The sequence below is a fragment of the Polaribacter reichenbachii genome, from assembly GCF_001975665.1.
GTDB lineage: Bacteria > Bacteroidota > Bacteroidia > Flavobacteriales > Flavobacteriaceae > Polaribacter > Polaribacter reichenbachii.
In genome coordinates this window covers 3,910,650-3,922,663 of sequence record NZ_CP019419.1, presented here as the reverse complement: position 1 = coordinate 3,922,663, position 12,014 = coordinate 3,910,650, and the positions used below count along the sequence as shown (strand labels likewise).

The window sequence follows — 12,014 nt, the reverse complement described above, 5'->3', positions numbered from 1 at the left end:
AGATAATGATTTCGTTAACAAAAATTGGCTGTTAAAACGTGGTTAAAAATCGTTAAAAGCGAGTTAAACAGAATTTTTGAAAATGTTAAAATTGTATATTTGATTAATAAAAATTTAGAATTATGAAGAAATTTTTTAGTTTACTAGGAATGGCAATTTTAGGAGGAACCTTAACTTTAGGAGGTTACAAATTGCTTTTTAATGATACTGTTGTGGTAGAAAGAACACTACCAAATAGCGCACAAACAGTGCAAACAAATTTTAATACTGCTTATGAGCCTAGCTCACCAACACTAAATGCAGCCACTATAGATTTTACATTAGCTGCAGAAAAAACTGTAAATTCTGTTGTTCACGTTAAAAATACCACTGTAAGAACACAAACAAATCCTTTAGATATTTTCTTTGGTAATGGAAGTGGAGAAAGGCAATTTGAACAAGTAGGTACAGGAAGTGGAGTTATTATTTCTTCTGATGGTTATATTGTAACCAATAATCACGTAATTGATAATGCAAGTGATATTCAGATTACATTAAATAATCAGAAAAAATACAAAGCAGAATTAATTGGTGCAGATGCAAGTAATGATATTGCTCTACTAAAAATTGAAGCAGATATCGATTTACCTTATACTCCTTTTGCAAATTCAGACAATATTAAAATTGGCGAATGGGTTTTAGCAGTTGGTAATCCTTATAATTTAACATCAACAGTAACAGCAGGGATTGTTAGTGCAAAAGGTAGAGATTTAGAAGGGAATAGAAATATTGAATCTTTTATACAAACAGATGCAGCTGTAAATCCAGGAAATAGTGGTGGAGCTTTGGTTAATATTAGAGGAGAATTAGTAGGTATAAATACTGCAATTTCATCTAAAACAGGTTCTTTTGTAGGTTATTCGTTTGCTGTACCTTCTAATATCGCAAAGAAAATTGTAGATGATTTATTAGAATTTGGTACTGTTCAAGAAGCAATTTTAGGCATTGCTATCGATCAAAATTATGATGATGAAGGTGTTAAAATTGGTGATGTATTCTATGAAGAAGGAGCAAATAATTCAGAATTAAAAAAAGGAGATGTTATTAAGAAAATTAATAATGTAAAAATCTCTAAGTTTTCTGAGTTAAAAGGGCAATTAACATCTAAAAGACCAGGTGATAATGTAAATGTCTTAATTGATAGAGATGGAGAATTATTAACTAAAACAGTTGTATTAAATAAGAAAAGTACATTTATTGCAAGTAGTTTGGGTATTTCTTTAAAAGATTTATCTGAAAAAGAATTAAAAAAGTACGATTTAAAAGGCGGAGCTAAAATCATCGAAAATGCAAACAGAACTTTATCTTATTATGGAGTAAAAAGAGGTTTTATTGTTACTAAAGTAAATAAGAAACCAGTTTTAAATGCATCCGAAGCAAAAAGAGCTATTGATAATAGTAATATAAGTAATGGAAATCCGCTTTATTTAGAAGTTATTAATCTAAATGGCGAAACAGAAAGATATGCAATAAGATAAATTATTGCTTAATTATTTTACTCAATCCTGATATTTTATATCAGGATTTTTTTGTGTAAAAAATTTATACGAAATCGATTTCGTATTTTCAAAAAAAGAAATACTTTTGTCGAAACTATAAATAATTAATTACGCTATGTCATTAACCCTGAATTACGAAAAAGAAATTATTTCACAAGCTAAAACTAGAAAAGCTACGGTAGAATTTATTAATATCCTAAATAATCTTTGGTATGAGAAATCCATAGAATTAGTACTTTTTAGAAATCAATTACAAGATAAAAGAGCCAGTGAAATTTTAAATTTAATCAATTATGCTAAAGAATTTATTAATAAAAAAATTACTATCGAAGATGTTTTAAGTATTGCAAAAGCAATTGAGCAAGTAGATTTGCCTGCAGCAAAATTAGATATTGGTAAATTGACTTATGAATGTTATTTAAATCCTAAAGGCTGTGCAGATAAAGTTGCTTTTGTAAAAAAACAATTAAAAAATGCGAAAGAAGCTAAAAATATAACTCCAAAAGATGTTGTTTTGTATGGTTTTGGTAGAATTGGTCGTTTATTAGCTAGAGAGTTAATGACTAAAATGGGTAAAGGTTCTCAATTAAGATTAAGAGCCATTGTTACTCGTGGCGAAATTTCCCAATCAATTTTAGAAAAAAGAGCATCATTATTAAGTGTAGATTCTGTTCACGGAGATTTTTTAGGAACAGTACAAACAGATCTAGAGAATGAAGCTTTAATTATTAACGGAACCACAGTTGCTATGATTTCTGCAAATAATCCAGAAGACATAGATTACACAAAATTCGGAATTAACGATGCTTTAATCATCGATAATACAGGTGCTTTTAGAGACGATGTTGCTTTGGCAAGACATTTAAAAGCAAAAGGAGCAAGTAAAGTTTTATTAACTGCACCAGGAAAAGGAGTACCAAATATTGTACATGGTGTAAATCATAAACAATACAATCCTGATACAGTAGATGTTTTTTCGGCAGCTTCTTGTACAACAAATGCAATTACACCTATTTTAAAAGTTTTAGAAGACAATTTCGGAATTAAAAAAGGGCATCTAGAAACCATACATGCCTATACTAATGATCAGAATTTAGTAGATAATATTCACTCAAAATACAGAAGAGGTAGAGCTGCAGCATTAAATATGGTAATTACAGAAACAGGTGCAGGTAAAGCTGTTTCAAAAGCAATTCCAGTTTTAGAAGGTAAATTAACCTCAAATGCAATTCGAGTTCCTGTACCAAACGGATCTTTAGCAATCTTAAATTTACAATTAAGGAGGCCAGTTACTACAAATGCTGTAAATGCAATTATAAAACAAGGAGCATTAGAAGGCGATTTAGTAGAGCAAATAAAATATTCTTTAGATAATGAGTTGGTTTCATCAGATATTATAGGTTGTACAGCACCATCAATTTTCGATAGCAAATCAACCATAGCAGATAAAGAAACAATTGTAGTTTATGTTTGGTACGATAATGAATATGGTTATTCACATCAAGTAATTCGTTTGGCAAAATACATTGCCAAAGTAAGACGTTATACATACTATTAGTCAGTAATACTTTCAATCCCATTATAAAACCCAAAGCATTTGTTTTGGGTTTATTTTTTTTAGAAGCTATTTCCAGCTTTCCATTATATCTTTTTTTGTAAAAACAAAAAAAGGATGCCATTTCAATCTGGGCTAAACCTGTTTGCTAACTTTATGCTATTACTAAGGGGGTTACGAAAGTTAATTTACCTTTGTTTCAAGTGTTGTTTTCACTATTTTTATAAAAAATTTAGAAGTTCAGTTTTAATGACCATTCAACAAAAAATAGAATCACTTCGTGATGAATTAAACGCACATAATTATAACTATTATGTGTTAGATAATGCAACAATATCAGATTTTGAGTTTGATGTTAAGCTTAAAGAATTAGAAAAATTAGAATTAGAAAATCCACAGTTTCTAGATGTAAACTCGCCAACCCAAAGAGTTGGAGGTACAATTACTAAAAACTTTAATACAGTAACTCATAAAAACAGAATGTATTCTTTAGACAATTCCTATTCTAAAGAAGACTTGTTAGATTGGGAAAAACGAGTACAAAAAATATTAGGCACAACAGAAACAGAATACACTTGTGAGTTAAAATTTGATGGAGCTTCTATTAACCTAACTTACGAAAATGGTCAATTTGTAAAAGCAGTAACAAGAGGAGATGGTTTTCAAGGAGATGAAGTTACCAATAATATTAAAACAATAAGATCAATTCCATTATCAATAAAAAAAGACTTTGTAGAAAACTTCGAAATGCGTGGCGAAATCATTTTGCCAATAGAAGGTTTTAATAAAATGAACGAAGAACGCGTTGCAAATGGAGAAGAAGAATACAGAAATCCAAGAAATACAGCAAGCGGAAGTTTAAAATTACAAGACAGTACAGAAGTTGCTAAAAGACCTTTAGACTGTTTATTGTATCAAGTAGTAACATCCGAAAGAAAATACAAAACACATTTCGAAAGTTTAGAAAACGCAAGAAAAGTAGGTTTTAAAGTTCCAGAAACAATAATATTAGCAAAATCAATAGATCAAGTTTTTCAATTTGTAAATTTCTGGGATACAAAAAGACACGATTTACCATATGAAACTGATGGAATTGTAATAAAAGTAAACAACTTACAACAACAAGAAGAATTAGGATATACATCAAAAGCCCCAAGATGGGCAATTGCTTATAAATTTAAAGCAGAACAAGTTTCAACTATTTTAAACGAAATTACATATCAAGTAGGTAGAACAGGTGCAATAACTCCAGTTGCAAATTTAGAACCAGTGCAATTAGCAGGTACAACTGTAAAACGTGCGTCTTTACATAATGCAGATCAAATAGAAAAATTAGACATTAGAGTAGGAGATACTGTATTTGTAGAAAAAGGAGGCGAAATCATTCCAAAAATTATTGCTGTAGATTTTACAAAACGTCCAGAAAACTCAGAACCTACAAATTATGCTACAAATTGCCCTGAATGCAAAACACCTTTAATAAGAACAGAAGGAGATGCAAAACACTATTGCCCAAATGAATTTGGTTGCGCACCTCAAATAACAGGTAGAATTCAGCATTTTATTTCAAGAAAAGCAATGGATATTGATGGTCTTGGAGGAGAAACTGTAGATTTATTACGTAAAGAAGGTTTAATTCATAATTACGCAGATTTATACGATTTAAAAGTAGAACAAGTTATTCCTTTAGAAAGAATGGCAGAGAAATCTGCTCAGAATATGATTTCAGGAATCGAAAAATCAAAAGAAATACCTTTTGAGAAAGTATTATTTGCACTTGGCATTCGTTTTGTAGGTGAAACAGTAGCTAAAAAGTTAGCAAAACATTTTAAGTCTATAGATAATTTAATGAGTGCAGATTTAGAAACCTTAATTGCTGTTGATGAAATAGGAGATAGAATTGCACAAAGCATTATCAATTTTTCAAACGACTTAAATAACATTCAATTAATTCAGAAATTAAAATCAGTAGCTGTACAATTAGAAGTATCTGCAAAAAGTCTAGAAAATCAAACAGATAAATTACAAGGACAAATATTTGTGGTTTCTGGAGTTTTTTATCAAATGAGCAGAAACGAATTAAAGAAAGCAATAGAAGATAATGGAGGTAAAGTAAGTTCTTCAATTTCTAAAAAGACAAGCTTTATTGTTGCAGGCGATAATATGGGGCCTTCAAAATTAGCTAAAGCAGAAACTTTAGGTGTACCAATTATAACTGAGCAAGATTTTATAGATAAGATAAATAGTTAATGATTCTTTTTAGGGTATACTTAAAGTCTATATTTCTATTGTTTCTAGGTGTTAAATAAATAATGATATTGAAAAACTTCCTATACATATATATAATACTATTTTCTATTGCTTCTTTTTCGCAGAAAAAAGAGGAGTTAGATTCTTTACCCAATAATTATGATGATTACATATTTGTAAAACCAGGAGACAGTATAACTATTAAGTTAAATGAAATCACTTTATTTCCAAAACACAAATTCAAATCAAGAAAAGACATACGTTATTACATATGGTTTAGAAAAAAAGTTTTCAAAGCCTATCCTTATGCAAAATTAGCATCAGAAAGATTAGACTCATTAAATGTGCGTTTAAACAAAATTGATTCAAAAAGTAAGAGAAAGAAATACACAAAGCTTGTCCAAAAATATATAGAGGGCGAATTTACAGATCAAATTAAAAAGATGACCAGAACAGAAGGTCGTATACTTATAAAGTTAATTCATCGTCAAACAGGCAAAACAGCTTTTCAAAATATACAAAATTTAAGAAGTGGCTGGAAAGCATTTTGGTACAACACCACTGCAAATGTTTTTAAATTGTCGCTTAAAACAGAATATCATCCAGAATTTGAGAACGAAGATTTCTTAATAGAAGATGTTTTGCAACGAGCTTTTCAAAATGACAAGCTACAAAAGCAAGATTCTAAATTGAATTTCGATTTTTCAAAAATAATTTTTGAAAGAAAAGCAGAGATTGATGTCGAAATCTACAAAGAGATGTTTGCTAAAATGAGAAAAAATAGGAAATCCATTAAACAGAAAAAGGAATAATAGACGTTTTTTTATGGGTGTTACCCTTCTTTCAGTCGGGTCAGGCTTTTCGCACTCGCTTTTTTTTGACGTTTTAAAGAGTTATTCAGTACTTATATATAGAGTAAATTCTCTAAAAACGCTTAAAGATAGTTTAAGAGTTCAAAAAAAGAGCTCAAACAATTGCTTCAATCCTTAACACAGGTTTAGGAGTTCTAGAAAGGTTTTAGAAGCGGATTAACTTAAGTTATTAAAAAGCTATAAAAACATTAAAAAATAATTCATTAGTTAAGTGGTTTATTTTAATGTAGTTATGAGAAGTTTAAAAATAAATTCAGATATTTTCCAGACAAAAGCTTGTGGGAATAGAAATGCGTTGTATATTTGCACCCGCTAAGCGAAAAGCGATACATTTTCGGATGTTGAATTAGTAGTTTTAGTTGAGTTCATTGAGAGATTGTGTTGTTAGTAAGAGTTATTTTTTTTAGAAAAAAAACTTTAATTTTTATTAGGATTAGGAAAAATATAAGTTGTATGTTTGCAGTCCGAAATTTTCGGGGTGTAAGTTCAGGTATTTAGGTTCAAAAAAATAAATAAAAAAAATAATTTCTTTTTTATTGTCAGAATTAAAATAGTTTATATATTTGCATCCGCTAACAAATACAGCGAAAAAGTTCAGAGAGATTTTGGAAAGATTTGGATAAAAAATCAACTAGTTCGATTCTAGTGTTTCTACAAAATTAGGGAGATAAGAAGTGTGATAAACGCTTATAGCATCAACTTAAATTAGTTCATTGAAAATATTGAAATTGACAGCGTAAACAAAGAGTAGAATAACCACATTATAATATAATGTAAATTCTTTTGAAACTTATTCATTAAACATATTTAAGATATACAATGAAGAGTTTGATCCTGGCTCAGGATGAACGCTAGCGGCAGGCTTAACACATGCAAGTCGAGGGGTAACATTGTAGCTTGCTACAGATGACGACCGGCGCACGGGTGCGTAACGCGTATAGAACTTACCTTTTACAGAGGGATAGCCTTTAGAAATGAAGATTAATACCTCATAGTATTGAGAACTGGCATCGGTTTTTAATTAAAGATTTATCGGTAAAAGATGGCTATGCGTCCTATTAGCTAGATGGTAAGGTAACGGCTTACCATGGCTACGATAGGTAGGGGCCCTGAGAGGGGGATCCCCCACACTGGTACTGAGACACGGACCAGACTCCTACGGGAGGCAGCAGTGAGGAATATTGGGCAATGGAGGAGACTCTGACCCAGCCATGCCGCGTGCAGGAAGACTGCCCTATGGGTTGTAAACTGCTTTTATACAGGAAGAAACACTGCTACGTGTAGCAGCTTGACGGTACTGTAAGAATAAGGACCGGCTAACTCCGTGCCAGCAGCCGCGGTAATACGGAGGGTCCGAGCGTTATCCGGAATCATTGGGTTTAAAGGGTCCGCAGGCGGTCGATTAAGTCAGAGGTGAAATCCCATAGCTTAACTATGGAACTGCCTTTGATACTGGTTGACTTGAGTCATATGGAAGTAGATAGAATGTGTAGTGTAGCGGTGAAATGCATAGATATTACACAGAATACCGATTGCGAAGGCAGTCTACTACGTATGTACTGACGCTCATGGACGAAAGCGTGGGGAGCGAACAGGATTAGATACCCTGGTAGTCCACGCCGTAAACGATGGACACTAGTTGTTGGGCATTAGCTCAGTGACTAAGCGAAAGTGATAAGTGTCCCACCTGGGGAGTACGATCGCAAGATTGAAACTCAAAGGAATTGACGGGGGCCCGCACAAGCGGTGGAGCATGTGGTTTAATTCGATGATACGCGAGGAACCTTACCAGGGCTTAAATGTAGTATGACAGGTTTAGAGATAGACTTTTCTTCGGACATATTACAAGGTGCTGCATGGTTGTCGTCAGCTCGTGCCGTGAGGTGTCAGGTTAAGTCCTATAACGAGCGCAACCCTTGTCGTTAGTTGCCAGCATGTAAAGATGGGGACTCTAACGAGACTGCCGGTGCAAACCGCGAGGAAGGTGGGGATGACGTCAAATCATCACGGCCCTTACGTCCTGGGCCACACACGTGCTACAATGGTATGGACAATGAGCAGCCATCTGGCAACAGAGAGCGAATCTATAAACCATATCACAGTTCGGATCGGAGTCTGCAACTCGACTCCGTGAAGCTGGAATCGCTAGTAATCGGATATCAGCCATGATCCGGTGAATACGTTCCCGGGCCTTGTACACACCGCCCGTCAAGCCATGGAAGCTGGGAGTGCCTGAAGTCGGTCACCGCAAGGAGCCGCCTAGGGTAAAACTGGTAACTAGGGCTAAGTCGTAACAAGGTAGCCGTACCGGAAGGTGCGGCTGGAACACCTCCTTTCTAGAGAAAGATGGTGAGTTACAAAAGGTAAATTTTACTCTTTGCTGTTAATTTTAAAATATAGAAATATCAAAGCTATTATAGTCTCGTAGCTCAGCTGGTTAGAGCGCTACACTGATAATGTAGAGGTCGGCAGTTCGAGTCTGCCCGGGACTACAAAAAGTTTGATATTTTAAGGAAATTCTAGAAGTTAAGCAACTCTCAGTTATGTTGCAGATTTAGTTACTGCAAACTGTATACTGAATACTGCTACTTAAAAGAAAAGGGGGATTAGCTCAGCTGGCTAGAGCGCTTGCCTTGCACGCAAGAGGTCATCGGTTCGACTCCGATATTCTCCACAAGGCGATGCCTTGAGATAGGTAACTAACTCATAGTATCAAGGTCAACACTGATAATAACTTGTCAGTGGCGACTCGCCACAGTTCATTGACATATTGGTAAAATGATATCGTAAGAATCAAAAAGATAGAGAGTTTAAAATAGAGATATTTTAGACAAAAATTTTATAAAAATATAAAAGAGCTCGTTGCAGTATTTATACTGTAGCAAAAAGTACAATAAGTTAAGTAAGGGCGTATGGCGGATGCCTAGGCTCTCAGAGGCGATGAAGGACGTGATAAGCTGCGAAAAGCTACGGGGAGGGGCACATACCTTATAATCCGTAGATATCCGAATGGGGCAACCCACTATGTTGAAGGCATAGTACCGAAAGGGGCAAACCCGGTGAACTGAAACATCTAAGTAACCGGAGGAAGAGAAAACAAAAGTGATTCCGTTAGTAGTGGCGAGCGAACGCGGATTAGCCCAAACCAATATTGTTACGGCAATATTGGGGTTGTAGGACCACGATATTCAATGCTAAGTGAATTAGAACTGTTTGGAAAGACAGACCATAGAGGGTGATAGTCCCGTAAAAGTAAGCGAAGTTATTGATAGTGGTATCCTGAGTAGTGCGGGACACGTGTAATCCTGTATGAATCCACCGGGACCATCCGGTAAGGCTAAATACTCCTGAGAGACCGATAGTGAACTAGTACCGTGAGGGAAAGGTGAAAAGAACCCTAAGTAAGGGAGTGAAAGAGAACCTGAAACCGTACGCTTACAAGCGGTCGGAGCATCTTCGGATGTGACGGCGTGCCTTTTGCATAATGAGCCTACGAGTTACTGTTTCTAGCAAGGTTAATTGATTAAGTCAAGGAGCCGTAGCGAAAGCGAGTCTGAATAGGGCGCTTTAGTTAGTAGTAGTAGACGCGAAACCGAGTGATCTACCCATGGGCAGGTTGAAGCTGTGGTAACACATAGTGGAGGACCGAACCAGTTGACGTTGAAAAGTCTTTGGATGACCTGTGGGTAGGGGTGAAAGGCCAATCAAACTCGGAAATAGCTCGTACTCCCCGAAATGCATTTAGGTGCAGCGTTGAGTAAAAGTTTTATAGAGGTAGAGCTACTGATTGGATGCGGGGGCTTCACCGCCTACCAATTCCTGACAAACTCCGAATGCTATAAAATGTTTCTCAGCAGTGAGGGCATGGGTGCTAAGGTCCATGTCCGAGAGGGAAAGAACCCAGACCATCAGCTAAGGTCCCCAAATATATGTTAAGTTGAATAAACGAGGTTTGTCTGCCCAGACAGCTAGGATGTTGGCTTGGAAGCAGCCATTCATTTAAAGAGTGCGTAACAGCTCACTAGTCGAGCGGACGAGCATGGATAATAATCGGGCATAAACATATTACCGAAGCTATGGACTTATTAATAAGTGGTAGGGGAGCATTGTAACCTGCGTAGAAGGTGTACTGTGAGGTATGCTGGAGTGGTTACAAAAGAAAATGTAGGCATAAGTAACGATAATGCGGGTGAGAAACCCGCACACCGAAAGACTAAGGTTTCCTCAGCGATGCTAATCAGCTGAGGGTTAGTCGGGGCCTAACGCGAACCCGAAAGGGGTAGTGGATGGACAACAGGTTAATATTCCTGTACCTGCTCACACTAAAAGTGACGGATCTCTGTGGTTACTGCGTACTGACGGAATAGTACGTTGAAGCGCAAGCAATAGTACACTGAAGCTTCGGCTAAGGTGATAATGTAGCGAAAGAGGTTCCAAGAAAAGCGAGTGAAGCAGCCCGTACCGTAAACCGACACAGGTAGTTGGGATGAGAATTCTAAGGTGCTCGAGAGATTCATGGCTAAGGAACTAGGCAAAATAGACCCGTAACTTCGGGAGAAGGGTCGCCCATCTTCGGATGGGCCGCAGTGAAAAGGTCCAGGCGACTGTTTATCAAAAACACAGGGCTATGCTAAATTGAAAGATGACGTATATGGCCTGACACCTGCCCGGTGCTGGAAGGTTAAGTGGAGGGTTTAGCTTCGGCGAAGATCTGAAATGAAGCCCCAGTAAACGGCGGCCGTAACTATAACGGTCCTAAGGTAGCGAAATTCCTTGTCGGGTAAGTTCCGACCTGCACGAATGGTGCAACGATCTGGACACTGTCTCAGCCATGAGCTCGGTGAAATTGTAGTATCGGTGAAGATGCCGATTACCCGCAGCGGGACGAAAAGACCCCGTGAACCTTTACTATAGCTTAGTATTGGCTTTGGATAAGTAATGTGTAGGATAGGTGGGAGACTATGAAGCAGCGTCGCTAGGCGTTGTGGAGTCATCCTTGAAATACCACCCTTTGCTTATCTAGAGTCTAACTCAGAGATGAGGACAGTGCTTGGTGGGTAGTTTGACTGGGGTGGTCGCCTCCAAAAGAGTAACGGAGGCTTCTAAAGGTACCCTCAGCACGCTTGGTAACCGTGCGTAGAGTGCAATGGCATAAGGGTGCTTGACTGAGAGACATACAGGTCGATCAGGTTGGAAACAAGAGCATAGTGATCCGGTGGTTCCGCATGGAAGGGCCATCGCTCAAAGGATAAAAGGTACTCCGGGGATAACAGGCTGATCTCCCCCAAGAGCTCATATCGACGGGGGGGTTTGGCACCTCGATGTCGGCTCGTCACATCCTGGGGCTGGAGAAGGTCCCAAGGGTTGGGCTGTTCGCCCATTAAAGTGGCACGCGAGCTGGGTTCAGAACGTCGTGAGACAGTTCGGTCTCTATCTGCTGTGGGCGTTAGAAATTTGCGTGGATCTGACTCTAGTACGAGAGGACCGAGTTGGACTGACCTCTAGTGCATCTGTTGTTCCGCCAGGAGCATAGCAGAGTAGCTACGTCGGGAAGGGATAAGCGCTGAAAGCATATAAGCGCGAAACCCACCACAAGATGAGATTTCTTTAAAGGGTCGTTGGAGATGACAACGTTGATAGGCTATAGGTGTAAAGGCAGTAATGTCATAGCCGAGTAGTACTAATAACCCATAGACTTATGTACGCTTCCCGAGCTTCGGCTCGGGAGACACTCTTTTTTTTATTTTGAACTTACAATATTATTTTACCATATGTTAACTTATACAGTTAAAGTAATTT

Annotated in this window: 4 protein-coding genes, 2 tRNA genes and 2 rRNA genes; all 8 read left to right on the top strand. The window is 36.8% G+C overall.

The features are described from left to right. Nucleotides 1–122: 122 nt before the first annotated feature. The 8 genes from BW723_RS16695 to BW723_RS16660 all read left to right on the top strand — a co-directional run bounded on the left by BW723_RS16695 (nucleotide 123) and on the right by BW723_RS16660 (nucleotide 11,919). Nucleotides 123–1,517: a trypsin-like peptidase domain-containing protein gene (locus BW723_RS16695; protein ID WP_068357633.1), complete on the top strand. Its 1,395-nt coding sequence runs from the start codon at nucleotides 123–125 to the stop codon at nucleotides 1,515–1,517. A gap of 136 nt (nucleotides 1,518–1,653) precedes the next feature. After that, the gene (locus BW723_RS16690) at nucleotides 1,654–3,096 is read left to right on the top strand and encodes a glyceraldehyde-3-phosphate dehydrogenase (RefSeq protein WP_068357636.1); all 1,443 of its coding nucleotides are present in this window, start codon (nucleotides 1,654–1,656) and stop codon (nucleotides 3,094–3,096) included. Nucleotides 3,097–3,342: 246 nt separating this feature from the next. Next, nucleotides 3,343–5,343, top strand: a complete 2,001-nt coding sequence (ligA, locus tag BW723_RS16685; protein WP_068357640.1) for an NAD-dependent DNA ligase LigA — start codon at nucleotides 3,343–3,345, stop codon at nucleotides 5,341–5,343. Nucleotides 5,344–5,405: 62 nt separating this feature from the next. Continuing rightward, entirely contained in the window at nucleotides 5,406–6,155 is a 750-nt protein-coding gene (locus BW723_RS16680; protein ID WP_175335390.1) for a DUF4294 domain-containing protein, read from the top strand. Between the two features lie 876 nt (nucleotides 6,156–7,031). Further along, a 16S ribosomal RNA gene (locus BW723_RS16675) occupies nucleotides 7,032–8,551 on the top strand. Nucleotides 8,552–8,633: 82 nt separating this feature from the next. Next, a tRNA-Ile gene (locus BW723_RS16670) sits at nucleotides 8,634–8,707 on the top strand. 108 nt (nucleotides 8,708–8,815) lie between these two features. After that, a tRNA-Ala gene (locus tag BW723_RS16665) sits at nucleotides 8,816–8,889 on the top strand. A 217-nt stretch (nucleotides 8,890–9,106) separates the two neighbouring features. Then, nucleotides 9,107–11,919, top strand: a 23S ribosomal RNA gene (locus tag BW723_RS16660). Together the 16S and 23S rRNA genes with 2 tRNA genes alongside form the textbook arrangement of a ribosomal RNA operon. The last annotated feature ends 95 nt before the right edge of the window (nucleotides 11,920–12,014 follow it).